Raw genomic sequence first — 23,906 nt, forward strand, 5'->3', positions numbered from 1 at the left:
CGCCCGATCAGACCGCCCCCTGCTCGCGCAGGCGTGCCACCTGGGCATCGCTGTAGCCCAGCCCGGCGAGCAGCGTCGCCGTGTGCTCCCCCAGCGCAGGCCCGACCCACTCCGTGGAGCCTGGTGTCTGCGACAGCTTGGGCACGATACCTGGCATCTTGAAGGGCTTGCCGTCCGGGAGTTTCGCCTGGAGGAACATTTCCCGGGCGAGGAATTGCGGGTCGCTGAACATGTCCTCGGCCGAATAGATGCGGCTGGCAGGCACGCCGGCATCGTTCAGTGACTGCATCACCTGTTCCAGCGGCAGGCTGTTGACCCAGCGGTCGATCACCCCGTATAGCTCGTCGCGACGCAGGTCACGACCATCGTTGCTGGCCAGGGTCGCGTCCTCGGCCAGGTCGTCGCGGCCGATGGCCTGCATGAAGCGTTTGAAGATCGCATCGCCGTTGGCGCCGATCTGCACGTGCCGCCCGTCGGCACTGGTGTGGATGGAGGAGGGGGTGATGCCCGGCATGATGTTGCCGGTGCGCTCGCGAATGAAGCCGAACACGTCGAACTCCGGCACCATGCTTTCCATCATCGCAAAGATTGCCTCGTACAACGCCACATCCACCACCTGCCCTTCACCGCCATTGACCTCGCGATGTCGCAGGGCCATCAGCGCGCCGATCACGCCCCAGAGGGCGGCAATCGAGTCGCCGATGGAAATGCCCGTGCGCACGGGCGGGCGATCCTCGAAACCTGTGATGTAGCGCAGCCCCCCCATGGACTCGCCGACTGCACCGAAGCCCGGCTGGTCCTTCATCGGCCCGGTCTGGCCGAAGCCTGACAGGCGCACCATCACCAGGCGTGGGTTGAGGGCATGCAGCACGTCCCAGCCAAGGCCCAGTTTCTCCAGCACGCCAGGGCGGAAGTTCTCGATCAGGATGTCAGCGCCGGCCAGCAATTGCTTGAGGATCTCGCGCCCTTCGGGGTGCTTGAGGTTGAGGGTAAGCGATTGCTTGTTGCGTGCCTGGACGAACCACCACAGCGAAGTCCCTTCATACAGTTTGCGCCACTTGCGCAGCGGATCGCCGCCATCAGGTGATTCGACCTTGATCACCTCGGCGCCGAATTCGGCGCAGATACGCGAAGCGAAGGGACCGGCGATCAAGGTGCCGAGCTCGATGACCTTCAGACCGGCGAGGGGTTTGGCGGGGGTGGGCATGGTGCGTCCGTGGCGACAGAAAAGAGGCTTGGTTTTATCACAGCTGGTCAATGGCAGATACTGTTGCAAGGCAGAGTCTAGTGCACGCAGATGCGCAACCACCCACCCCAACAAACTCGGATCGGTTAAACTCTGCGACTTTCTCCAAAGAAGCCCCTTTCCCATGGCCCAGCCTTCCACTACCTACAAGTTCGAACTGAATCTGACCGACCTCGACCGCGGCGTGTACGAAAACGTCCGTCAGACGATCGCTCGTCACCCGTCGGAGACTGAGGAGCGCATGGCCGTCCGTCTGCTGGCCTACGCCCTTTGGTACAACGAGAACCTGTCGTTCGGCCGCGGTCTGTCGGATGTCGATGAAGCTGCCCTGTGGGAAAAAAGCCTGGATGATCGCATCCTGCACTGGATCGAAGTCGGCCAGCCCGACGCCGAGCGCCTGACCTGGTGCTCGCGTCGCACCGAGCGCACCAGCCTGCTGGCCTACGGCAGCTTGCGGGTGTGGGAGAACAAGGTGGTCGGCGCGGTCAAGGGCCTGAAAAACCTGAGTATCGCTGCTGTTCCGCAGGAAGTCCTGGAGGTTCTGGCCACCGACATGCCGCGTACCATCAAATGGGATGTGATGATCAGTGAAGGCACGGTATTCGTCACCGACGACCGTGGCCAGCACGAAGTCCAACTGCAGTGGCTGCTCGGTGAGCGCGGCTGACCTGATCCGATCTGACCGCCGAAGACCCCATGCGTATCGAACCCCGCCCCCTGCCATCGGCATTGCCCTTCCTCGGTAACCTGCCGCCCCTGTTGACCCGCCTGTATGCCGCGCGCGGCGTGCAGAGCGAGTCCGAGCTGGACAAGAGCCTGGCGCGCCTGTTGCCGTACCAGCAACTTAAAGGAATCGAGGCGGCCGTCGACCTGTTGGTCGAGGCCCTGGACCTGCGTCAGCGCATCCTGATCGTTGGCGACTTCGACGCCGATGGCGCCACCGCCAGCACCGTGGGTGTGCTGGGGCTGCGACTGCTGGGTGCGGCCCATGTGGATTACCTGGTGCCCAATCGCTTCGAGTACGGCTATGGCCTGACCCCCGAGATCGTGCAGGTGGCATTGCAGCGTCAGCCACAGCTGCTGATCACTGTCGATAACGGTATCTCCAGCGTCGATGGCGTGGCGGCGGCCAAGGCGGCCGGGCTCAAGGTCCTGGTCACCGACCACCACCTGCCTGGCGAGCAGTTGCCCGACGCCGATGCGATCGTCAACCCGAACCAGCCAGGCTGTACCTTCCCCAGCAAGTCGCTGGCTGGCGTGGGGGTGATCTTCTACGTGCTGATGGCCCTGCGTGCCCGCCTGCGCAGCCTTGGCCGCTATGAGACGCAAGCCCAGCCGAACATCGGCGAACTGCTCGACCTGGTGGCGCTGGGCAGTGTCGCCGACGTGGTGCCGCTGGATGCCAACAACCGTATCCTCGTGCACCAGGGCCTCGAGCGCATTCGTGCCGGGCGCGCTCGCCCCGGGCTGAAGGCAATCCTCGAAGTGGCGCGCCGCGATCACCGGCGCATCACCTCGACCGACCTGGGTTTCATCCTCGGACCACGGCTCAATGCCGCCGGTCGGCTGGACGACATGAGCCTGGGCATCGAATGCCTGCTGTGCGAAGACGCCGCCGTGGCGCTGGACATGGCCGGGCAACTGGACGGGCTCAACCAGGATCGCAAGTCCATCGAGCAGGGCATGCAGCGTGAAGCCCTGGCCCAGCTCAAGGACTTGCCGGTCGAGTCCATGCCCTATGGCCTGTGTCTGTTCGACGCCGACTGGCACCAAGGTGTGATCGGCATCCTCGCCTCGCGCCTGAAGGAGCGCTACCACCGGCCGACCATTGCCTTTGCCGATGCGGGCGAGGGTATGCTCAAGGGGTCGGCGCGTTCGGTGCCGGGCTTCCATATCCGTGATGCGCTGGATGCCGTGGCCGCGCGCCACCCGCACCTGATCAGCAAGTTCGGCGGCCATGCCATGGCCGCAGGCTTGTCGCTGCCGGAGGCCAACTTCCAGGCCTTTGCCGATGCGTTCGACGAAGAGGTGCGGCGCCAGTTGTGCGAGGACGACCTGACCGGGCGCCTGCTGTCCGATGGCACCCTGGCGGTCGAGGAATTCCATCTGGACCTGGCTCGTGCCCTGCGCAATGCCGGCCCTTGGGGGCAGCATTTTCCCGAGCCGCTGTTCCATGGCGTGTTCCAGTTGGTCGAACAGCGCGTGGTAGGGGAGCGGCATTTGAAAGTGGTGCTCAAGAGCGAGTGCGGCTCGGTGAAACTTGATGGGATCGCTTTCGGCATCGACCGCGAAATCTGGCCCAATCCGACAGTGCGTTGGGTGGAGGTGGCCTACAAGCTCGATGTGAACGAGTTTCGCGGCAATGAAAGCGTGCAGTTGATGATCGCGCACATGGAGCCGCGCTGACACGGGGCAGGTGTCAGCGCGCGGCGTCCATCCGGCGGAACTTCCCCCCAAGGTAATCTGGTCTAGTCTCAACAAAGACCGGTACCGGGCCACGGCCGCACACGAGTGTCCGGGTCGGATGACCATTGGAGTCCTTGGGAGGTCCCCTCATGAGCCTGCTGCTTGAGCCGTATACCCTGCGTCAGCTGACCCTGCCCAATCGCATTGCGGTATCACCAATGTGCCAGTACTCGAGCGTCGATGGCCTGGCCAACGACTGGCATCTGGTCCACCTGGGCAGTCGCGCCGTCGGTGGCGCCGGGCTGGTGATCACCGAAGCGGTGGCTGTCACTGCCGATGGAAGAATCACTGCCGAAGATCTCGGGTTGTGGAACGACGACCAGATCGCCCCGCTGCAACGTATCACCCGCTTCATCACCTCCCAGGGCGCCGTCCCGGGCATCCAGCTGGCGCATGCCGGGCGCAAGGCCAGCACCCATCGTCCCTGGCTGGGCAAACACGGTAGCGTCAAGATCGAGGACGGCGGCTGGCAGCCGGTCGGGCCTTCGAAGATTGCCTTCGACCCGGAGCATACGCCGCCGCGCGAGCTGAGCCACGATGAAATCCAGGGCGTCGTCCAGGCCTTCGTCCAGGCCGCCGAGCGTGCGAAGACGGCCGGGTTCAAGGTCGTCGAAATCCATGCGGCCCACGGCTACCTGCTGCATCAGTTCCTCTCACCTCTGAGCAACCAGCGGCGTGACGAGTACGGCAGCTGCTTCGAGAACCGTATTCGTCTGACGCTTCAGGTGACCGAGGCCGTACGTAATGTGTGGCCGCAAGAGTTGCCGCTATTCGTGCGGGTCTCGGCCACCGACTGGGTCGAAGATGGCTGGAACCCCGACGAAACGGTCGAGCTGGCGCGTCGTCTGAGGGCGCTGGGGGTCGACCTGATCGACGTGTCCTCGGGCGGTACCTCGGTCAATGCCGAGATCCCCACCGGCCCGGGTTACCAGACTCGCTTCGCCGAGCGCGTACGCAAAGAGTCGGAAATTGCCACCGGCACCGTGGGCATGATCACCGAACCCGCCCAGGCCGAGCACATCCTGCGTACCGGTCAGGCCGACGTGATCTTCCTCGCCCGCGAACTGCTGCGCGACCCTTACTGGCCGCTGCATGCCGATGATGACCTGGGTGGCAACAAGGCAACCTGGCCTGCGCAGTACCAGCGTGCGACCAGCCGGGCCAACCCGATTCATGAGTCGGACTTGCGGGATTGACAGATCCGCACGGTGGAAACGCTCGACGAGACTAATGCAACATCCCGAAGCAAATGCATTAAGCGAGAATTCAGGCTGCGGGCCTAATCTGGAGCTTCCCTATCCGTCCAGGAGTCATCCAGATGAACACCCGTGGTCTGCTCGATCAATTGCTCAAGTCCGGCCAGTCGCTGCTGCAGAACCAGCAGGGCAAGGTGCCCGGTATTGGCGACCTGCTCGGGGGTGGCCAGGGCAAGGGGGCAGGCCTTGGCGGCCTGCTTTCCGGTGCCGGAGGCGGGGCGCTGGCGGCCGGTGCCATGGGCCTGCTGCTGGGCAGCAAGAAGGCGCGCAAGTACGGTGGCAAGGCACTTACCTATGGTGGCCTCGCTGCGCTTGGCGTGCTTGCCTACAAAGCCTATGGCAACTGGCAGGCGCGCCAGGGCCAGGCTGCGGCGCAGGAGCCACAGACCCTCGATCGCCTGCCGCCGGCCCAGGCCGAGCAACACAGCCAGGCGGTGCTCAAGGCGCTGGTGGCGGCGGCCAAGTCCGATGGCCATATCGACGAGCGCGAGCGTGAACTGATCGAAGGTGAATTCGTGCGCCTGGACAACGATCGCGAGCTACAGGCCTGGCTGCATGCCGAGCTGAACAAGCCGCTCGACCCCGCCGAAGTGGCCCGTGCCGCGCAGACGCCTGAAATGGCCGCGGAGATGTACCTGGCCAGTGTGATGATGGTCGATCAGGAGCACTTCATGGAGCGTGCCTACCTTGATGAACTGGCCCGCCAGTTGCGCCTGGACCCGAACTTGCGCGAGGAACTGGAGCGCCAGGTGCGGGACGCTGCAGCGCAGTGATGTGGCGATTGGCCATTTAATCGGCAGGGATGCCTGAATACTCCGCAATTCAACCGATAAAGCGCCTGGCGGCTAGGCTATACTTCGACGATTTTCCCGCTCGTGAAGAATTCCTGAGGGCTGATTGTGAAGAACTGGACCTTGCGCCAACGGATCCTGGCAAGTTTCGCCGTGATCATCGCCATCATGCTGTTGATGATCGTAGCGGCGTATTCACGCCTGGTGACCATCGAAGCCAGTGAGCAGGCAGTGGGTACGGACAGCATTCCGGGGATCTACTACAGCTCGATGATCCGCAGCGCCTGGGTCGACAGCTACGTCGCCAGCCAGCAGTTGGTCGGCTTGTCCGACCATCGCGAAGTGACCTCTGCCGATATCGAACTGTTCAAGGGTTTCCACGACCGACTCAGGGCGCAGATGACCAACTACCAGGGCACGATCCAGGATGCGCAGGACCAGGCATCCTTCGACACCTTCGTGCGCCTCGAGGAGGATTACGTCAAGGTGGTCGACCAGGTCCTGGCAGCCTACCGCGAGAAGAACTACCCCGAAGCCGAGCGTCTGATCGCCGAAGTGCTGACACCGGCCTGGACCGCCGGGCGCAAGCACCTGAACACGGTGATCGACCGCAATACCGAATCCGCCAATGCCGCCACCCGCGAGATCGTCAGCGCCGTGGCCACCGCCAAGGGCAGCATGATCGTTTCGCTGATCCTGGCGATCGTCGCCGCCGGCATCTGCGGCCTGCTGCTGATGCGCGCCATCAGCGCACCCATGCAACGCATCGTGCACGCCCTCGACAAGCTGCGCTCGGGTGACCTCAGTGCGCGCCTGAACCTGGACCGCAAGGATGAGTTCGGCGCCATCGAGAACGGCTTCAATGAAATGGGCGAGGCACTTGCCAACCTGGTGGCCCAGGCCCAGCGCTCATCAGTGCAGGTGACCACCTCCGTCACCGAGATCGCCGCCACCTCCAAGCAGCAGCAGGCCACCGCCACCGAAACCGCGGCAACCACCACGGAAATCGGCGCCACCTCGCGCGAGATCGCCGCGACCTCGCGTGACCTGGTGCGCACCATGACCGAGGTGACCAGTGCCGCCGACCAGGCTTCGAGCCTTGCCGGCTCCGGCCAGCAAGGCCTGGCGCGCATGGAGGAAACCATGCACCAGGTGATGGGCGCCGCCGACCTGGTCAACGCCAAGCTGGGCATCCTCAACGAGAAGGCCAGCAACATCAACCAGGTGGTGGTGACCATCGTCAAGGTCGCCGACCAGACCAACCTGCTGTCGCTCAACGCCGCCATCGAGGCGGAAAAAGCCGGCGAGTACGGTCGTGGTTTTGCCGTGGTGGCTACCGAAGTGCGTCGCCTGGCCGACCAGACCGCAGTGGCCACCTACGACATCGAGCAGATGGTGCGCGAGATCCAGTCCGCAGTGTCGGCTGGGGTCATGGGCATGGACAAGTTCTCCGAGGAGGTGCGCCGTGGCATGTTCGAGGTGCAGCAGGTCGGCGAGCAGCTCAGCCAGATCATTCATCAGGTGCAAGCGCTGGCGCCACGGGTGCTGATGGTCAATGAGGGCATGCAGGCACAGGCCACCGGCGCCGAGCAGATCAACCAGGCGCTGGCTCAGCTCAGTGATGCCAGCACGCAGACGGTCGAGTCGTTGCGCCAGGCCAGTTTCGCCATCGACGAACTGAGCCAGGTGGCTGCCGGGCTGCGTGGCGGTGTGTCGCGCTTCAAAGTCTGACGGTGATGAACGATCTGCAACCGCGTGATCAGCGTCAGGCCGAAGCCAAGGGCGTGTTGTACCTGCTGTTCCATATCGGCGGACAGCGCTTTGCCCTGGATGTGCGCGAGGTGATAGAGGTGCTGCCGTTGCGTCCGCTCAAGCCCATCGCCCAGGCACCCGCCTGGGTCGCCGGGATCCTCGGGCATCGTGGCGCGCTGGTGCCGGTCATCGACCTGTCGTCCCTGAGCTTCGGTGAGCCTGCGCCGCAGCGCACCAGTACGCGCCTGGTACTGGTGCGTTATGGCGCTGACCTGCAACTTGGGCTGGTGCTCGAGCAGGCGACCAACACCTTGCGTTGTCAACCCGACGAGTTCCAGCCCTACGGGGTGGACAACGGCGAGGCGCGTTACCTGGGGCCTGTGCGACAGGATGCACAGGGGCTGTTGCAGCGCATCCAGGTCGACGACCTGTTGAGCGATGCCGTGCGCCTGCTCTTGTTCCCTGATCAATCCACGCAGGTGGCAGGATGATCGAACAACGCTTCTTCCGCTTCCTGCAGGAGCGCATCGGCCTGGATGTGGAGTCGGTGGGCGCGCCGATGGTCGAGCGGGCCTTGCGCCAGCGATGTGTGGCACTCGCCGCGCGTGACCTCGACGATTACTGGCTGCGCTTGCAGCAATCGTCCGGTGAGCAACAGGCGTTGATCGAGGCGGTGATCGTTCCCGAGACCTGGTTCTTCCGTTACCCCGAGTCGTTCACGGCATTGGCCGGGCTGGCTCGGAAACGCCTGGTCGAGCTGGCCGGATCACGGCCGCTGCGTATCCTCAGCTTGCCGTGCTCGACCGGCGAGGAGCCCTATTCGATTTCCATGGCGCTGCTCGATGCGGGTCTGCCGCCATCGGCCGTGCGCATTGATGGGATGGACATCAGCCCCAGTTCCCTCGCCCGTGCCGAGCAGGCCGTGTATGGCCGCAACTCGTTCCGCGGCAGTGAACTGGCGTTCCGTGAGCGGCATTTCGACTGCGCCGATGACAGTTACCGCTTGCATGAGCGCGTGCGTCAGCAGGTCAGCCTGCAGCCTGGCAATGTGCTCGATCCTGCCCTGCGCAGCCGCAAGGGGGTCTACGATTTTGTCTTTTGCCGCAACCTGCTGATCTATTTCGACGTACCCACCCAGCAGCGGGTCTTCGAGGTGCTCAAGCAACTGCTCCACGACGATGGCGTGCTGTTCATCGGCCCGGCCGAGGGCAGCTTGCTGGCGCGTCTGGGCATGCGGCCGATCGGCATCGCGCAGTCGTTCGCCTATGTGCGTCAGGACCAGGTCGGCGTGCAGCCGCCGGTCAGCCCGGTGCCGCCGGCACGACCCAGCGTCCCGCCGGTAGCTGCGCCGCGTCCTGTCGCCATGCCCGTGGTGGCGCCATCCCTGGCCCGTGCTGCTCGCCCGCCCGCCAGGCCGGTTGCGTTGCCGACCGTGAACGAGAACGAAACCGAACTGCTGGCAGCCATCGCCCGTCAGGCCAATGCCGGGGCCAGCGAGCAGGCCCGCGCCAGTTGCGAGCGCTACTTGCGTCTGTTCGAGCCCAAGGCGCAGGTCTACTACTGGCTGGGGCTGCTCAGCGATACCCAGGGCGATGCCGGCGAAGCACTCAAGCATTACCGCAAGGCCCTGTACCTGGAGCCCCAGCACACCGAGGCGCTGCTGCACCTGGCCACGCTGTTGGCATCCCAGGGGGATGTCACAGGGGCACGGCGTCTGCAGGAAAGGGCGGCGCGGGCGGGCAGGGAGTCTGAACGATGAGCGGTGCCTACTCGATGGACCTGATCGCCCAGGACCATGACGATATCGACGATTGCTGGAATCGCATCGGTGTCCATGGCGACAAGCAATGCCCCCTGCTGGACCGGCACATCCACTGCCGCAATTGCGAAGTGTATGCCGCTGCGGCTACCCGCCTGCTCGACCGCTACACCTTGCTGCAGGACGAGCATGTCGAGATGGCGCAGGTGGAGCAGGGCACTGCCGGTCGCTCCATGCTGCTGTTCAGGCTGGGCGAGGAATGGCTGGCCCTGGCCACTGCCTGCCTGGCGGAAATCGCGCCGCTGCAAGCCGTTCACTCGCTGCCGCACCAGCGCTCGCGGATGCTGCAGGGGGTCGCCAACGTGCGGGGTGCGCTGGTGCCGTGCCTGTCGTTCGCTGACCTGCTGGGTATGGAGCTGGCGCCAGCACAGGAGCGCAGTGGGCGGGTGATGCCGCGGATGTTGATCCTGGCTGCCGAAGGTGGGCCGGTGGTATTGCCGGTCGACGAGATCGACGGCATCCATCGCCTGGACCTTTCGCGCTTGCACGAGGAGCACGACACGGCCCATTTCACACTGGCGGTGATGCAGTGGCGTGGCCGCAGTGTGCGCGTACTCGATGACCAACACCTCCTGTCTGCCGTGAAGCGGAGCCTGTCATGACCCCGGAGCAAATGCGCGACGCATCGTTGCTCGAGTTGTTCAGTCTCGAGGCCGAGGCCCAGACCCAAGTGCTCAGTGCCGGGCTGCTGGCCCTCGAGCGCAATCCGGCCCAGGGCGATCAGCTGGAAGCCTGCATGCGTGCGGCGCACTCCCTCAAGGGCGCGGCGCGTATCGTCGGCATCGATGCCGGTGTCAGCGTCGCCCATGTCATGGAGGATTGCCTGGTCGCGGCCCAGGAGCGGCGCCTGTTGCTGCGCCCCGAACACATCGATGCCTTGTTGCAGGGCACTGACCTGCTGATGCGCATCGCAACGCCCGGGGACACCCAGGGCGAGGCGGCGGTGCCGGCGTTCCTGGTACAGATGGCCATGTTGCTCGACCCTTCGGCGCCTGCGCTGGACGCTGTCGGCGCATCGGCTGAGCCTTTGCCTCTCGCGATGCCGCCCGAAGTGCCCGCGATGCCTGTGGAGCCTGAGCCGGAAGTGGAGCCTGCTCCCGCACCCAGGAGCGGCAAGCGCACAGGCGAAGGCGGTGAGCGCGTGCTGCGGGTCACCGCCGATCGCCTGAACAGTCTGCTCGACCTGTCGAGCAAGTCGTTGGTGGAAACCCAGCGGCTCAAGCCCTATCTCGCCAGCCTGCAGCGCCTCAAGCGCATGCATGGCCAGGGTATGCGCGCCCTCGACGGGCTCAAGACCCAGCTCGAAGGCAGCGGCCAGAGCGCCGAAGTGCTCGACGCCCTGGCCCAGACCCAGCGCCTGCTCGCCGAAACCCAACAGATCCTCCAGCAGCAGGCTGCCGACCTCGACGAATTCGGCTGGCAGGCGAGCCAGCGCGCGCAGTTGCTGTACGACACTGCGTTGGCCTGCCGGATGCGCCCCTTCGCCGATGTGCTGACCGGGCAGAGCCGTATGGTGCGCGACCTGGGGCGCTCCCTGGGCAAGCAGGTGCGGCTGCTGATCGAGGGTGAGAAGACTCAGGTCGACCGTGATGTGCTGGAAAAACTCGAGGCGCCGCTCACGCACTTGCTGCGCAATGCTGTCGATCATGGCATCGAGCAGCCCGAGGGACGCCTGCTGGCGGGCAAGCCCGGTGACGGCACGCTGCGCCTGCGCGCGTCGCATCAGGCCGGGTTGCTGATTCTCGAACTGAGCGACGACGGTGCGGGTATCGACCTTGAGCGCCTGCGCCGCAGCATCGTCGAGCGGGCACTGTCGCCCGCCGAGACCGTGGCGCAGATGAGCGAGGCCGAGTTGCTCACCTTCCTGTTCCTGCCCGGTTTCAGCCTGCGTGACCAGGTCACCGAGGTGTCTGGCCGTGGGGTCGGCCTGGACGCGGTGCAGCACATGGTGCGCGAACTGCGCGGGTCGATCGAGCTCACTCAGGTGGCAGGGCAGGGCTGCTGCTTCCACCTGGAGGTGCCGCTGACCCTGTCGGTGGTGCGCAGCCTGGTGGTCGAGGTCGGTGGCGAAGCCTATGCCTTCCCGCTGGCGCATATCGAACGCACCCTCGACGTACCGGCCGAGGCCATCGTGCAGATCGAAGGCCGCCAGCACTTCTGGCACGAGGACCGCCACATCGGCCTGGTCGCCGCGAGCCAGTTGCTCAACCGTCCGGCCGCGCAGGACGAGGCGGACAGCCTGCGCGTGGTGGTCATTCGTGAGCGCGAGCAACTGTACGGCGTGGCCGTGGAGCGCCTGATCGGCGAGCGGGTGCTGGTGGTGATGCCGCTCGACCCGCGTCTGGGCAAGGTCCAGGACATTTCCTCTGGCGCCTTGCTCGACGATGGTTCGGTGGTGCTGATCATCGATGTCGAAGACCTCTTGCGCTCGGTGGACAAGCTGTTGAGCACCGGGCGCCTGGAGCGTATCGATCGCGGTGCACGGGCGGGCCGGGGTGTGGTGCGCAAGCGCATCCTGGTGGTCGACGATTCGCTGACGGTACGCGAGCTCCAGCGCAAGCTGCTGGGTACGCGCGGATACGACGTAGCGGTGGCGGTCGATGGCATGGATGGCTGGAACGCCCTGCGCAGCGAAGACTTCGACCTGCTGATCACCGACATCGACATGCCGCGCATGGACGGTATCGAACTGGTCACCCTGGTGCGTCGCGACAGTCGCCTGCAATCGCTGCCGGTGATGGTGGTGTCGTACAAGGACCGGGAAGAGGACCGCCGACGTGGACTGGATGCCGGCGCCGACTATTATTTGGCCAAGGCCAGCTTCCATGACGATGCGTTGCTGGATGCGGTGGTGGAGTTGATCGGAGGAGCCCAGGGATGAGGATCGCCATCGTCAATGACATGCCCATGGCTGTCGAGGCGCTGCGCCGTGCGCTGGCCTTCGAGCCCGCGCACGAAGTGATCTGGGTGGCCAACAATGGCGTCGAAGCCGTGCACAAGTGTGCCGAGCAGACGCCGGACCTGATCCTCATGGACCTGATCATGCCGGTGATGGATGGCGTGGAGGCGACTCGCCGGATCATGGCCGAAACCCCTTGCGCCATCGTCATCGTCACGGTGGATCGCAAGCAGAATGTGCACCGGGTGTTCGAGGCCATGGGCCACGGCGCCCTCGATGTGGTCGATACGCCGGCACTGGGTGCGGGCGATGCCCGGGAGGCGGCGGCGCCTTTGCTGCGCAAGATCCTCAACATCGCTTGGTTGATCGGCCAGCAGCGCTCCAGCGCAGTCCGCTCCGTGGCGGCGCCGGTCCGCAATCTAGCGCGTCGTTGTGGCCTGGTGGCCATTGGCTCGTCCGCAGGCGGGCCAGCCGCGCTTGAGGTACTGCTCAAGGGGCTTCCGCAGGATTTTCCGGCGGCCATCGTGCTGGTCCAGCATGTCGATCAGGTGTTCGCCGCCGGCATGGCCGAATGGCTGAGTGGTGTGTCCGGGCTACCGGTACGCCTGGCACGTGAGGGTGAACCACCGCAGCCGGGGCAGGTGTTGCTGGCAGGCACCAACCACCACATCCGGCTGTTGCAGAATGGCCAACTGGCGTATACCGCCGAGCCGGTCAACGAAATCTACCGCCCCTCGATCGACGTGTTCTTCGAGAGCGTGGCGCGCTTCTGGCGCAGCGATGCGGTGGGCGTGCTGCTCACCGGCATGGGCCGCGATGGCGCGCAGGGGCTGAAGCTGATGCGCGAGCAGAGTTTCCTGACCATCGCCCAGGACCAGCAAAGCAGTGCGGTGTATGGCATGCCCAAGGCCGCCGCAGCGATCCAGGCGGCGGTCGAGATACGACCGCTGGAGCGAATTGCCGGGCGACTTATGGAAATCTTTCCGAAATGACGATATGTATTGAGTCACGCCGCCTGGCCGGTAGTGACCTGGTGAATAGGGATGAATGACCTACCGATCGATGGTTTCACGACGATCAACGAAAGCGCCGCGATGGTCCTGCTGGTCGACGACCAGGCGATGATCGGCGAGGCGGTGCGTCGTGGGCTGTCCCACGAGGAGAACATCGACTTCCACTTCTGTGCCGATCCACACCAGGCAGTGGCCCAGGCCATGCGCATCAAGCCGACGGTGATCCTCCAGGACCTGATCATGCCGGGTCTGGACGGCCTGACGCTGGTGCGCGAGTACCGCAACAACCCGGCGACCCAGGATATCCCGATCATCGTCCTGTCGACCAAGGAAGACCCGCTGGTCAAGAGTGCGGCCTTCGCCGCCGGGGCCAACGACTACCTGGTCAAGCTGCCGGACACCATCGAGCTGGTGGCGCGTATCCGCTATCACTCGCGCTCCTACCTCACCCTGCTACAGCGTGACGAGGCCTACCGCGCCCTGCGCGTCAGCCAGCAGCAGTTGCTCGACACCAACCTGATGCTGCAGCGGTTGATGAACTCCGATGGCCTGACGGGGCTGTCCAACCGCCGCCATTTCGACGAATACCTGGAGCTGGAGTGGCGCCGCGCCATGCGCGAGCAGCAGCAGTTGTCGCTGCTGATGATCGATGTCGACTACTTCAAGGCCTACAACGACGGCTTCGGCCATCTGGCCGGTGACGAAGCGCTGCGCCAGGTGGCCGAGGCAATCCGCGGCTCCTGCTCGCGCCCAAGCGACCTGCCGGCGCGCTATGGCGGCGAGGAATTCGCTCTGGTGCTGCCCAACACCTCGCCGGGTGGTGCACGGCTGATTGCGGAAAAACTGCGCCAGACCGTGCTCGCCCTGAATATTCCGCACAATGCCCCCCAGTCCGATGCGCGCCTGACGGTAAGCATCGGATTGGCCACCCAGACACCGGTGGTGGGCAGTCACTGCCGGCAGTTGATCTCTGCCGCAGACAAGGGGCTTTACCTGGCCAAGAACAGTGGGCGTAACCAGGTTGGCATTGCATGACGCGGTTCTGCATGAAATGAATCTGCACCTGCCCGCCCTCAAGGCTGAACGGCCTGATCGGCTTTGCTGTAGCTGAACGGTGAGTGGGTGAGCTGTCGCAGGTTCAGCGCCACTACCGGTACCCATATCCCGGTGTTGGCCTTGAACTTGGTCTGGAATGACTTGGCATTGTTGAGCGAAGCGGTGTTGCCGACCTTGTAGAAGAACGCCTCGATTGGCAGCTGGGCACCATAGTTCTGCGGCCAAAGATTCACCATCAACTCATTCCAGGCCGCTTTGATGTTCGGCGGTGGATTGCTGCGTACCTTGTAGCTGATCGCGAACTGTGCGGCATTCTGGGTACTCAGTGAGCATTGATAGTTTCGGTCGGGCAGTTTGCTGGAGTACGCATACCAGGTGGCCTCCGTTGTCACGTTTACACTGGCGCAGGTGCTGAGGTCTGCCGCTGCCACGCTTCGCGGTTTCAGGCCACAGCCCTTGCCAGAGCGAACGCCGACTGCCGTCGCTGCATCATAGGCGTAGATGCACAGGTACTCCATACCCTTGCCTTGTGCGGCAGCCTCGGCTTGCGGAAGGAAGATGAAGCCTGCATCCCGGTAGAAATTGCTCACAACGGAATCGACGCGAAAGTAAGAGAAGGACACGGCACCCAGTTTAATTGCGGATGGGCTCGGGTCCCACGGGTTGAAGGGGCCGTCGTCCACTGAGCGAATGATGATGCCATTACAGTAGTAGGCAGGCATATTTCCCGGGCAAGTATTTTCCCTGGCGTTGTAACGAGCATTCAGATTAGCGGCAATTCTTGAACCGGGGTCGGTACCGGTTTGTGTCACCCGAACGTTGAACGGCGGCGAGATGAGCAGCGGATTACCGCCGACACCGACACTGCCCGTGACCACGGCGGTACTTCCAATATCCTTGGCGATTTCGCTTCTGGGAATCTGGAACATCAGCGGTACATTGGGGGTCTTGACGACCTGAGTTTTTGCAAGCCATTCGCTGCGACCTTTCCAGCGCATGCCCACCGTATCGTTCAGCGTCATGGGCTTGTAGAGAAAGCTGACGGTGACCGAATCGCCAATGGCATCGACATCCACCGTGCTGGAACCGGAGTTGGGGAAGCGCGGGCGGTACAGTTCCAGTTGAGTCGCCGCCTGAGTCGATGACTGGATCGCCGCCACCGCAGGTGTTTCTGCCTGGTGAGTCTGGCAAGCGGTCATCGCCAGCAGCGCCAACAACAGAGCACTTGGGCCTATGCGGTAAGTACATGGCTTTACTGGCATTATCATCATGACTTCCTTGTTCGTGAGATAGAAGCGGTCATGGTGACGCTGACGTTAGTTTGGCGTGTACGCCAGCGCTCCACGAAATCAGAAGGGCGCAATAAAGTTGAGGGTGAGCAGGCTAATGACTTTGTTGTGCCCTCCGGGTATTAAGATTTTTTATCTTCTGATTCAAAAACCCGGACTTCGAGTGTTTTGCTGATCGACAGCGGCTTCCCAGGAATACCTACGCTGGCCGTCAGTTTTGATGTCCATTTGTTGCCGAGGTCTGTTTTGACCACACCATAAGGAATGACGAACGTCATGACTTTCTCATCTTTCACTTTCTGCAGAGGCAGGTCGTACGTCGCATTCCCACGCCAGCGCATGCCTACTGTGTGGCCTTCCGCAATGTCGTCATACTCGAAGGTGACCTTGAGTTCTTCTCCCAACTTATCCAAATAGATCTTGTTATCCTTGAAGTCCGGAACCTCAGGGGGGTTGTATACATCTTCTTCATTCGCTGCTTTAGTTACACTGTTCATTGTATGTCTCCTTGCGCAACTGCGCCTGACCTTAAATGTTGGTGGTGCCTGCAAGCTCATTAGTGCATAGGCTGTGGTACTTATCTACTGACAAAAATACTAGGTCGAAGAGGTTTGCAATCGACGTTCCCGCGCTCGCTCGTTACCCCCTGCCAGCGTTCGGTGCTGATCGCTTTTGCCGAAGTGCGGCGCCCGACGGGTCTGCCGCCGTGGCTCGGACTGGGTTATACTCGCGGGCTTTTCACCGAATTCGTGCGAGTAGCCAGAAGCCATGGAAATCCAACCGATCCTGAACACCATCAAGGACCTCACCGAACGTTCCCAGTCCATTCGGGGGTATCTTTGACTACGATCACAAAGCTGATCGTCTGATCGAAGTCAACCGCGAGCTGGAAGACCCCAACGTCTGGAACAAGCCGGAGTACGCGCAGGCCCTGGGCCGCGAACGTGCCATGCTGGCGCAAGTGGTCGAGACCCTCGACAAGCTGTCCAACGGCCTGGGCGACTGCCAGGACCTGCTCGACATGGCGGTCGAGGAAGGTGACGAAGCTGCCGTCGGCGACGTTGTGACCGAACTGGAAGGCCTGGAAGAAAACCTTGCCCAGCTCGAGTTCCGTCGCATGTTCAGCGGCGAAATGGACATGAACAACGCCTACCTGGACATCCAGGCCGGCTCCGGTGGCACCGAGGCGCAGGACTGGGCCAACATCCTGCTGCGCATGTACCTGCGCTGGGCCGACAAGCGCGGTTTCGACGCCACCATCATCGAGCTGTCCGAAGGTGAAGTCGCCGGTATCAAGGGCGCCACCGTGCACATCAAGGGCGAGTACGCCTTCGGCTGGCTGCGTACCGAAATCGGCGTGCACCGCCTGGTGCGCAAGAGCCCGTTCGACTCCGGTGCCCGTCGCCACACTTCTTTCTCGGCGGTGTTCGTCTCGCCCGAGATCGACGACAAGGTCGAGATCGAGATCAACCCGTCCGACCTGCGCATCGACACCTACCGTTCCTCCGGCGCGGGTGGTCAGCACGTCAACACCACCGACTCGGCGGTGCGTATCACCCACGTGCCGACCAATACCGTGGTGGCGTGCCAGAACGAACGCTCCCAGCACGCCAACAAGGATACCGCCATGAAAATGCTGCGGGCCAAGTTGTACGAGCTGGAAATGCAGAAGCGCAACGCCGCCTCGCAGGCGCTGGAAGACAGCAAGTCGGATATCGGCTGGGGTCACCAGATCCGCTCCTATGTACTCGATGACTCGCGTATCAAGGACCTGCGTACCGGTGTCGAGCGCAGTGACTGCCAGAAGGTCCTCGACGGCGACCTCGACCAGTACCTGGAAGCCAGCCTCAAGCAGGGGCTGTAAACCGCACACCACCGCCGCGATACGAGGCCATGGGCCCGTATCGCGTGCCCTGCCCGACAGGGGCACCGAATACCTGATGGAAACAATGACGACATGAGCGACCTCAAGACCGAATCGCAAGACCTGCAACAGGAAGAAAACACCCTGATCGCCCTGCGCAAGGAAAAACTTGCCGCCGAGCGTGCCAAGGGCAACGCCTTCCCCAACGACTTCCGTCGCGACAGCTACTGCAACGACCTGCAGAAACAGTACGCGGACAAGACCAAGGAAGAGCTGGAAGCAGCCGCGATCCCGGTCAAGGTTGCCGGTCGCATCATGCTCAACCGTGGCTCGTTCATGGTGATCCAGGACATGACCGGGCGCATCCAGGTCTATGTCAACCGCAAGACCCTGCCCGAAGAAACCCTCGCCGCGGTCAAGACCTGGGACCTGGGCGACATCATCAGCGCCGAAGGCACCCTGGCTCGCTCGGGCAAGGGCGACCTGTATGTCGAGATGACCGACGTGCGCCTGCTGACCAAGTCGCTGCGTCCGCTGCCTGACAAGCACCACGGCCTGACCGACACCGAGCAGCGCTATCGCCAGCGTTACGTCGACCTGATGGTCAACGAGGAAACCCGCCACACCTTCCGTGTGCGTTCGCAGGTGATCTCGCATATCCGCAAATTCCTGATCGAGCGCGACTTCCTCGAAGTCGAGACGCCGATGCTGCAGACCATCCCTGGCGGCGCTGCGGCCAAGCCGTTCGAAACCCACCACAACGCCCTGGACATGGCCATGTTCCTGCGCATCGCGCCGGAGCTGTACCTCAAGCGGCTTGTTGTCGGTGGTTTCGAGAAGGTCTTCGAGATCAACCGCAACTTCCGTAACGAAGGCGTTTCGACCCGGCACAACCCCGAGTTCACCATGCTCGAGTTCTACCAGGCCTACGCCGACTACCGCGACAACATGGACCTCACCGAGGAGCTGTTCCGCGAGCTGGCGCAGTTGGTCCTGGGGACTACCGACGTGCCATACGGCGACAAGGTATTCCACTTCGGCGAACCGTTCGCGCGCCTGTCGGTGTTCGATTCGATCCTCAAGTACAACCCCGAGCTGACTGCCGCCGACCTGCAGGACGTCGACAAGGCCCGCGCCATCGCCAAGAAAGCCGGTGCCAAGGTGCTGGGGCACGAAGGTCTGGGCAAGCTGCAGGTGATGATTTTCGAAGAGCTGGTCGAGCACAAGCTGGAGCAGCCGCACTTCATTACCGAGTATCCGTTCGAAGTGTCGCCGCTGGCCCGTCGCAACGACGACAATCCGGCCGTGACCGATCGCTTCGAGCTGTTCATCGGTGGCCGCGAGATCGCCAACGCCTACTCCGAGCTCAACGATGCCGAAGACCAGGCCGAGCGCTTCCTGGCGCAGGTTGCCGAGAAGGACGCCGGTGACGACGAAGCCATGCACTACGATGCCGACTTCGTGCGTGCCCTGGAATACGGCATGCCGCCGACCGCCGGTGAAGGCATCGGTATCGACCGCCTGGTGATGCTGTTGACCAACTCGCCGTCGATTCGCGATGTGATCCTGTTCCCGCACATGCGTCCGCAGGCTTGAGTGAATTGAAAAAGCCGCCTCCAGGGGCGGCTTTTTCTTGCTTGGCTGTGTAGTGTCTGTACCGGCCCTATCGCGGGACAGACAATGAACATCCCCCAGACAGACACCGAGGTCCCCACCGTGCCCCCCGCAAACGCCCAGCAAGGCGCCGCCGGCGTAGCCAACGCCGTCGCCGAGAGCGTGCAGTACCAAGGTCGCAAGACCAGTCGCCAGGGCAGCGAGCAACGCCGCCAGCAGATTCTCGACGCCGCCATGCGCATCGTCGTGCGCGACGGTGTGCGCGGTGTGCGCCACCGTGCAGTGGCGGCAGAGGCCGAGGTGCCGCTGTCGGCCACCACCTATTACTTCAAGGATATCGAAGACCTGCTCACCGATACCTTCGCCCAGTACGTCGAGCGCAGCGCCGCCTACATGGCCAAGCTGTGGGCCAACACCGAGGTTGTGCTGCGCCAGCTGCTGGCCCAGGGCGACGGCAGCCCGCAGTCCCGTGCACGTCTTGCCGACGAAGTGGCGCGCATGACCGCCGACTACGTCACCCGCCAGCTGTGCAACCGGCGCGACTTCCTCATGGCCGAGCAGGCCTTCCGCCAGGAGGCGCTGCTGTGCCCGCGCCTGGCCGAACTGGTGCGGGCCCACGAGCAGATCCTGCTGCATGGCGCGCGGCAGATGCTTCAGGTGGTCGGCTCGCGCCAGCCCGAGCAGGACGCCCTGGTGTTGACGGCCATCATCGAGCAGATGGAATATCAAGGGCTGCTCAAAGAAGCGAATGCCCAGGCCGATGGGCAGATGCTCGCTATCCTTACCCGTTACCTGCACCTGGTGCTGGCCGCGGTCTAAGGCGCAGCCGACCTTTTCAAGGAGAACCTGATGAAAGCCTGGCGTGTGCTGTTGTTGACCTTGTCGTTCCTGCTGCTGGGCGGGTGTCTGGTGACCTTCGACGAACCGCTGGCCAGTAACGAACCAGCCCCCAAGGCCTTGCTGGGCCAATGGAGCAGCAAGGACGCCTGGGGCCAGCCACTGAAGCTGACCATCAGCCGCGTCGGCGGCAACACCTACAAGGCCGTGGCCCGCGCCCAGGGCAAGGCGCCCGAGGATTACACCTTCAGCGTTTCGCGCCATGGCAATCGCTGGTATCTGTCGGCAGGCGTGCCCAAGCGCCTGGGCGGCAAGTTCCTGATTGGCGGTTTCGAAGTCGTCGATGGCAAGCAGTTGGTGCTCTACAACCTCGATGTCGAGCAAGTCCAGCAGGCCGTGGACAACAAGGAATTGAGCGGTCGCAGTACCGAGGTGCCCGAAGACAATGGCCCAGGCGTACTGATCGACAGCCCCGCCGAGCGGGTGCTGGCCTATCTGGACGACCCCGCCAACTCCGACCTGTTCGTCGAGGTGGCGCGGTTCCAGCGGGCCGGCAAATAGCGGATACCGCGTACCTGTAGGAGCGGGCTTGCCCGCGAATAGGCCCTTGCAAGGAGTCTCCGTTGGACGAATACCAGCAAACCATCCGCACATTGTCCGACCGTATCGTCGCGGCCCAGACCCCGATCCGGGTGCTGGACGCGGTGAAATGGGACGACGGCATTCGCCAGGGTTTTCTCAAGGCCAAGGGCAAGGAGCCGCCAGCGGTAGACCATGCGTACTACCACAGTCGCCCTCTGTCGTTCGACTCCAGCGCGGTGAAGGCCGAGTTCCAGGCCATCGAGCGCGACATCATCCGCCAGCTCGGCCAGTTCAACCCGGTCGGGCAGATCATGAAGCGCATGTGCCGCGAGTACCGCATGGTGGTGCGCATGCTCGAGGCGCGCGGCACCGAGGATTTCGGGCTGATCTCCCAGGAGCTGTATGGCGCCGCCTCCGACGCCTTCCACGCCGGTGACCCGACCCTGGCCGACCTGGGGCTGATGCTCTCGGACTACCTGAACAACATCGATGGGCGTGGCGATCTGAAGGACGAGCCGAAAAACCTTACTGCCAAGGAAGCGGTGGAGATCCTCCAGCGCCGCCTGAACAAGGTCTTCGGCGAGGCGGAAGAAACCATCCGCGTGTTCGAGTCCGATGGCATCGTCGCCGATGCGGCGGCCGGTGCCGACTACATCAAGGTGCGTGCCGACGCCATGTTCAACAGCCGCGACGTCCGCGCGCTGGAGGTTCACGAAGGGCTGGTGCATGTGGGCACCACGCTCAATGGCCTCAACCAGCCGATCTGCACCTTCCTGGCCAAGGGCCCGCCCTCGTCGACCGTGACCCAGGAGGGCCTGGCCATCCTCATGGAGGTGATCGCCTTCGCCTCCTATCCCAGCCGCTTGCGCAAGCTGACCAACCGCACCCGCGCCATTCACATGGTGGAGCAGGGCGCGGACTTCCTGCAGGTATATGAGTTCTTCCGGGGCCAGGGTTTCGAAATGGCCGAAAGCTATGGCAATGCCAGCCGAGTATTCCGCGGCTCGGTGCCCAATGGTCTGCCGTTCACCAAGGACTTGTCCTACCTCAAGGGTTTCATCATGGTTTACAACTACATTCAGTTGGCCGTGAGGAAAGGCAAGCTGGAGCAGATTCCGCTGCTGTTCTGCGGCAAGACCACGCTGGAAGACATGCGCACCTTGCGCCAACTGGTCGAGGAGGGCCTGGTGGCGCCGCCGAAGTACTTGCCCGAACAGTTCCGTGACCTCAACGCGCTGTCGGCCTGGATGTGTTTCTCCAACTTCCTCAATCACCTGAGCCTGGATCGCATTGAAGCCGACTACGCGAACATTCTCTGAGCGCTGCCGCACCCTGTTGCTCGGGCTCGGGTTGTCTTGCCTGGCCGGTTGCAGCAGCCTGCTGTTCTATCCAGAGCCGGGCCAGCCGTTCACCCCCGAGCGAGCGCACCTGCAGTACCGCGATGTCACGCTGACCACCGAGGATGGCACCCGCCTGCATGGTTGGTGGCTGCCGGCCAAGGCGGGCGTCGAGGTCAAGGGCACGGTGCTGCATCTGCACGGTAATGGTGGCAACCTGGCCTGGCACCTGGGAGGCAGTTACTGGCTGCCCGAGCAGGGTTATCAGGTGCTGATGATCGACTACCGTGGCTATGGTTTGTCCCAGGGCACGCCGACGCTGCCGGCGGTGTACCAGGATATCGATGCTGCGCTGGGCTGGTTGGGCAAGGCGCCCGAAGTGCAGGGCAAGCCGCTGGTGCTGCTGGGCCAGAGCCTGGGCGGTGCGATGGCCATCCATTACCTGGCCGGCCATCCCGAGCAGCGCCAGCGTTTCAGTGCGCTGGTCTTCGATGGGGTGCCGGCGAGTTACCGCGACGTCGGGCGCTTCGCCCTGAGTACGTCATGGATGACCTGGCCGCTTCAGGTGCCGCTGTCGTGGCTGGTGCCCGACGCGGACAGCGCGATTCACTCCATCGAACGCCTGGACAGCCCGCCCAAGCTGTTCTTCCACAGCATCGATGACAACCTGGTGCCCATGGCCAACGGTATCCGCCTGTACCAGCATGCCCCGCCGCCGCGCGTGTTGCAGTTGACCCGTGGCGACCATGTGCAGACCTTCGCCGACCCGACCTGGCGTCAGGTGATGCTGCGCTTCCTCGACGACCCCAGCCACTTCAACGGCCTGCGCCGATTGGCGGAGGTCCCGAACTACCCTGACGAGAAGAATGCGCAATGAGTGAAGAACGCAACGCCATCCCGCTGATCCTGACCGGTGTCGGCAGCATCATCGTGACGGTGGGGGCCTTGTGGTACTACGGCTACCTGCATTTCGCCAAGCCCGAGGATGCCCTGCTGCTGCAGGACTACACCATGCTCAAGACGATTCCGGGTGAGGACTACCGGGTTTCCCTCGATCCATCGCCGCAGGTGGCGCAGTGCGTCGAGGGTGTGCTGGTGTTGTTCGACACTCAGCAGAAGGGCCTGACGGGCGTGCTGGTCGATAACCGCAAGCGGGCGATCCGCTGCATGGGCCAGGACACGCCGCAGCAGGTACAGTGAATCTGATCTTGCGCACATGAAAAACCCGCCATCAAGGCGGGTTTTTCATATCACTCACAGCGCGTATCAGCGAATCGCAGCACGTGGCTGGACCGGTTGGTTATCGTTGGAGATGGTCACCTCCACACGACGGTTCTGCGCACGGCCCGAGGCGCTGGAGTTGTCCGCGACCGGATACTCCTTGCCATAACCCTGGGCGACTACGCGGGATGGGTCGATGCCGGCACGCACCAGCGCACGGCGTACGCTTTCGGCGCGACGCTCCGACAGGCCTTGGTTGTAGTTCGCCGAACCGACGCTGTCGGTGTAGCCCTCGACAATCACCTTGCGCTCAGGGTTTTCCTGAAGGAAGTTGGCCAGGGTGGTGATGTTCGGCAGGGCGCTGCTCTTGAGGTCGGCCTTGTTGAAGTCGAACAGCACATCGCCGAAGGTCACCAGCGTACCGCGGTCGGTCTGCTTGGCGTTGAGGCTGTCCTGCAGTTTCTTGATCTGCGCGTCGCGGGCGTCCAGCTTGGCCTGGGCGCGTTGCGCCGCAGCGTTTTTGATATCGGCTTCTGCGGTGCGCAGGGCGATGGTCTGCTTGGCGACTTCGACACGCTGGTTGGTCAGGTAGGCCAGTTGATCGACCTTCTTCTCATCTTCGCGATCCATGTAGGCCTTGTCGGCCTTGTTCAGCCAGTCCTGGGCGTCCTTGGTCTCGAGGGCTGCCAGCTTGCTCGACTGCGGATCGCTCTGCAGCGCCGAGAAGTTGGTGCGGGCCGATTCGAGGTTGGCGTTCGGGTCGTGCGAGCACGCAGCCAGACCGACGCTCAGGGCCAACAGGGCAGGGATCATTACGTAATTGCGCATAGTGTTCATCCTTTGATCGATAACGAAGGCAGGGGA

Annotated in this window: 22 protein-coding genes; 18 read left to right on the top strand and 4 right to left on the bottom strand. The window is 63.4% G+C overall.

The window, feature by feature from the left end:
• Positions 1-7: 7 nt before the first annotated feature.
• Positions 8-1,207 carry a CaiB/BaiF CoA transferase family protein gene (locus ACK3BK_RS05835; protein ID WP_186668697.1) on the bottom strand — a complete coding sequence of 400 codons (1,200 nt, stop codon included), beginning with the start codon at positions 1,205-1,207 and terminating at the stop codon, positions 8-10.
• 163 nt (positions 1,208-1,370) lie between these two features.
• On the opposite strand from ACK3BK_RS05835, the gene ACK3BK_RS05840 reads away from it, so the two are divergent.
• The 11 genes from ACK3BK_RS05840 to ACK3BK_RS05890 all read left to right on the top strand — a co-directional run bounded on the left by ACK3BK_RS05840 (position 1,371) and on the right by ACK3BK_RS05890 (position 14,277).
• Positions 1,371-1,913: a YaeQ family protein gene (locus tag ACK3BK_RS05840; RefSeq protein ID WP_186668695.1), complete on the top strand. Its 543-nt coding sequence runs from the start codon at positions 1,371-1,373 to the stop codon at positions 1,911-1,913.
• 29 nt (positions 1,914-1,942) lie between these two features.
• Positions 1,943-3,652: a single-stranded-DNA-specific exonuclease RecJ gene (recJ, locus tag ACK3BK_RS05845; protein WP_186668694.1), complete on the top strand. Its 1,710-nt coding sequence runs from the start codon at positions 1,943-1,945 to the stop codon at positions 3,650-3,652.
• A 149-nt stretch (positions 3,653-3,801) separates the two neighbouring features.
• Positions 3,802-4,908 carry an NADH:flavin oxidoreductase/NADH oxidase gene (locus tag ACK3BK_RS05850; RefSeq protein ID WP_411383896.1) on the top strand — a complete coding sequence of 369 codons (1,107 nt, stop codon included), beginning with the start codon at positions 3,802-3,804 and terminating at the stop codon, positions 4,906-4,908.
• A gap of 122 nt (positions 4,909-5,030) precedes the next feature.
• Positions 5,031-5,741, top strand: coding sequence for a tellurite resistance TerB family protein (locus ACK3BK_RS05855; RefSeq protein WP_411383897.1), 711 nt, complete (start codon positions 5,031-5,033; stop codon positions 5,739-5,741).
• 126 nt (positions 5,742-5,867) lie between these two features.
• Positions 5,868-7,490: a methyl-accepting chemotaxis protein gene (locus tag ACK3BK_RS05860; protein WP_411383898.1), complete on the top strand. Its 1,623-nt coding sequence runs from the start codon at positions 5,868-5,870 to the stop codon at positions 7,488-7,490.
• A 5-nt stretch (positions 7,491-7,495) separates the two neighbouring features.
• Entirely contained in the window at positions 7,496-8,002 is a 507-nt protein-coding gene (locus tag ACK3BK_RS05865) for a chemotaxis protein CheW (protein ID WP_186668686.1), read from the top strand.
• A complete protein-coding gene (locus ACK3BK_RS05870; RefSeq protein ID WP_411383899.1) occupies positions 7,999-9,270 on the top strand; it encodes a CheR family methyltransferase in 1,272 nt (423 codons plus the stop codon). The genes ACK3BK_RS05865 and ACK3BK_RS05870 overlap by 4 nt, the downstream gene beginning before the upstream one ends.
• The gene (locus tag ACK3BK_RS05875) at positions 9,267-9,932 is read left to right on the top strand and encodes a chemotaxis protein CheW (protein ID WP_411383900.1); all 666 of its coding nucleotides are present in this window, start codon (positions 9,267-9,269) and stop codon (positions 9,930-9,932) included. Before ACK3BK_RS05870 ends, ACK3BK_RS05875 begins: the two co-directional genes overlap by 4 nt.
• Positions 9,929-12,211, top strand: a complete 2,283-nt coding sequence (locus ACK3BK_RS05880) for a hybrid sensor histidine kinase/response regulator (protein ID WP_411383901.1) — start codon at positions 9,929-9,931, stop codon at positions 12,209-12,211. Before ACK3BK_RS05875 ends, ACK3BK_RS05880 begins: the two co-directional genes overlap by 4 nt.
• Positions 12,208-13,221 (top strand): chemotaxis response regulator protein-glutamate methylesterase, encoded by a 1,014-nt coding sequence (locus tag ACK3BK_RS05885; RefSeq protein WP_411383902.1) that lies wholly within the window; start codon positions 12,208-12,210, stop codon positions 13,219-13,221. The genes ACK3BK_RS05880 and ACK3BK_RS05885 overlap by 4 nt, the downstream gene beginning before the upstream one ends.
• Before the next feature lie 51 nt (positions 13,222-13,272).
• A complete protein-coding gene (locus tag ACK3BK_RS05890; RefSeq protein ID WP_186668676.1) occupies positions 13,273-14,277 on the top strand; it encodes a PleD family two-component system response regulator in 1,005 nt (334 codons plus the stop codon).
• 38 nt (positions 14,278-14,315) lie between these two features.
• Here the strand turns inward: ACK3BK_RS05890 and ACK3BK_RS05895 are convergent, their stop codons facing one another.
• Positions 14,316-15,515 (bottom strand): hypothetical protein, encoded by a 1,200-nt coding sequence (locus ACK3BK_RS05895; protein WP_411383903.1) that lies wholly within the window; start codon positions 15,513-15,515, stop codon positions 14,316-14,318.
• 194 nt (positions 15,516-15,709) lie between these two features.
• Complete coding sequence (locus ACK3BK_RS05900) at positions 15,710-16,084, bottom strand: hypothetical protein (protein WP_411383904.1); 375 nt, start codon at positions 16,082-16,084, stop codon at positions 15,710-15,712.
• A 271-nt stretch (positions 16,085-16,355) separates the two neighbouring features.
• Between ACK3BK_RS05900 and prfB the strand changes: the two genes are divergently transcribed.
• From prfB to ACK3BK_RS05935, 7 genes are all read left to right on the top strand, one after another.
• A protein-coding gene (gene prfB / locus ACK3BK_RS05905; RefSeq protein ID WP_186711318.1) for a peptide chain release factor 2 occupies positions 16,356-17,451 on the top strand; the annotation gives its coding sequence in 2 pieces (ribosomal slippage) (positions 16,356-16,427 and positions 16,429-17,451; 1,095 coding nt in all).
• Between the two features lie 93 nt (positions 17,452-17,544).
• The gene (gene lysS / locus ACK3BK_RS05910; RefSeq protein WP_054895070.1) at positions 17,545-19,047 is read left to right on the top strand and encodes a lysine--tRNA ligase; all 1,503 of its coding nucleotides are present in this window, start codon (positions 17,545-17,547) and stop codon (positions 19,045-19,047) included.
• A gap of 84 nt (positions 19,048-19,131) precedes the next feature.
• The gene (locus tag ACK3BK_RS05915; RefSeq protein ID WP_186710640.1) at positions 19,132-19,884 is read left to right on the top strand and encodes a TetR/AcrR family transcriptional regulator; all 753 of its coding nucleotides are present in this window, start codon (positions 19,132-19,134) and stop codon (positions 19,882-19,884) included.
• Positions 19,885-19,914: 30 nt separating this feature from the next.
• The gene (locus ACK3BK_RS05920) at positions 19,915-20,463 is read left to right on the top strand and encodes a hypothetical protein (RefSeq protein WP_186668666.1); all 549 of its coding nucleotides are present in this window, start codon (positions 19,915-19,917) and stop codon (positions 20,461-20,463) included.
• 62 nt (positions 20,464-20,525) lie between these two features.
• The gene (locus ACK3BK_RS05925) at positions 20,526-21,803 is read left to right on the top strand and encodes a flavohemoglobin expression-modulating QEGLA motif protein (protein ID WP_186668664.1); all 1,278 of its coding nucleotides are present in this window, start codon (positions 20,526-20,528) and stop codon (positions 21,801-21,803) included.
• Positions 21,775-22,698: an alpha/beta hydrolase gene (locus tag ACK3BK_RS05930; RefSeq protein ID WP_186720681.1), complete on the top strand. Its 924-nt coding sequence runs from the start codon at positions 21,775-21,777 to the stop codon at positions 22,696-22,698. The genes ACK3BK_RS05925 and ACK3BK_RS05930 overlap by 29 nt, the downstream gene beginning before the upstream one ends.
• Positions 22,695-23,021, top strand: coding sequence for a hypothetical protein (locus ACK3BK_RS05935; RefSeq protein WP_063543336.1), 327 nt, complete (start codon positions 22,695-22,697; stop codon positions 23,019-23,021). Before ACK3BK_RS05930 ends, ACK3BK_RS05935 begins: the two co-directional genes overlap by 4 nt.
• Before the next feature lie 66 nt (positions 23,022-23,087).
• Here ACK3BK_RS05935 and ACK3BK_RS05940 read toward each other — a convergent pair whose 3' ends face one another.
• Positions 23,088-23,870, bottom strand: coding sequence for an OmpA family protein (locus tag ACK3BK_RS05940; protein WP_411383905.1), 783 nt, complete (start codon positions 23,868-23,870; stop codon positions 23,088-23,090).
• Positions 23,871-23,906 lie beyond the last annotated feature (36 nt).

Source organism: Pseudomonas sp. L7 (assembly GCF_046605565.1).
GTDB lineage: Bacteria > Pseudomonadota > Gammaproteobacteria > Pseudomonadales > Pseudomonadaceae > Aquipseudomonas > Aquipseudomonas wayambapalatensis.

Excerpts from the sequence above, each read along its gene's own strand:
- ACK3BK_RS05880 (WP_411383901.1), top strand. The coding sequence starts at position 9,929 with ATGACCCCGGAGCAAATGCGCGACGCATCGTTGCTCGAGTTGTTCAGT.
- ACK3BK_RS05850 (WP_411383896.1), top strand. The coding sequence starts at position 3,802 with ATGAGCCTGCTGCTTGAGCCGTATACCCTGCGTCAGCTGACCCTGCCC.
- ACK3BK_RS05875 (WP_411383900.1), top strand. The coding sequence starts at position 9,267 with ATGAGCGGTGCCTACTCGATGGACCTGATCGCCCAGGACCATGACGAT.
- ACK3BK_RS05890 (WP_186668676.1), top strand. The coding sequence starts at position 13,273 with ATGAATGACCTACCGATCGATGGTTTCACGACGATCAACGAAAGCGCC.
- ACK3BK_RS05870 (WP_411383899.1), top strand. The coding sequence starts at position 7,999 with ATGATCGAACAACGCTTCTTCCGCTTCCTGCAGGAGCGCATCGGCCTG.
- ACK3BK_RS05940 (WP_411383905.1), bottom strand. The coding sequence starts at position 23,870 with ATGCGCAATTACGTAATGATCCCTGCCCTGTTGGCCCTGAGCGTCGGT.
- ACK3BK_RS05885 (WP_411383902.1), top strand. The coding sequence starts at position 12,208 with ATGAGGATCGCCATCGTCAATGACATGCCCATGGCTGTCGAGGCGCTG.
- lysS (WP_054895070.1), top strand. The coding sequence starts at position 17,545 with ATGAGCGACCTCAAGACCGAATCGCAAGACCTGCAACAGGAAGAAAAC.
- ACK3BK_RS05840 (WP_186668695.1), top strand. The coding sequence starts at position 1,371 with ATGGCCCAGCCTTCCACTACCTACAAGTTCGAACTGAATCTGACCGAC.
- ACK3BK_RS05835 (WP_186668697.1), bottom strand. The coding sequence starts at position 1,207 with ATGCCCACCCCCGCCAAACCCCTCGCCGGTCTGAAGGTCATCGAGCTC.
- ACK3BK_RS05935 (WP_063543336.1), top strand. The coding sequence starts at position 22,695 with ATGAGTGAAGAACGCAACGCCATCCCGCTGATCCTGACCGGTGTCGGC.
- ACK3BK_RS05900 (WP_411383904.1), bottom strand. The coding sequence starts at position 16,084 with ATGAACAGTGTAACTAAAGCAGCGAATGAAGAAGATGTATACAACCCC.
- ACK3BK_RS05915 (WP_186710640.1), top strand. The coding sequence starts at position 19,132 with ATGAACATCCCCCAGACAGACACCGAGGTCCCCACCGTGCCCCCCGCA.
- ACK3BK_RS05920 (WP_186668666.1), top strand. The coding sequence starts at position 19,915 with ATGAAAGCCTGGCGTGTGCTGTTGTTGACCTTGTCGTTCCTGCTGCTG.
- recJ (WP_186668694.1), top strand. The coding sequence starts at position 1,943 with ATGCGTATCGAACCCCGCCCCCTGCCATCGGCATTGCCCTTCCTCGGT.
- ACK3BK_RS05865 (WP_186668686.1), top strand. The coding sequence starts at position 7,496 with ATGAACGATCTGCAACCGCGTGATCAGCGTCAGGCCGAAGCCAAGGGC.
- ACK3BK_RS05855 (WP_411383897.1), top strand. The coding sequence starts at position 5,031 with ATGAACACCCGTGGTCTGCTCGATCAATTGCTCAAGTCCGGCCAGTCG.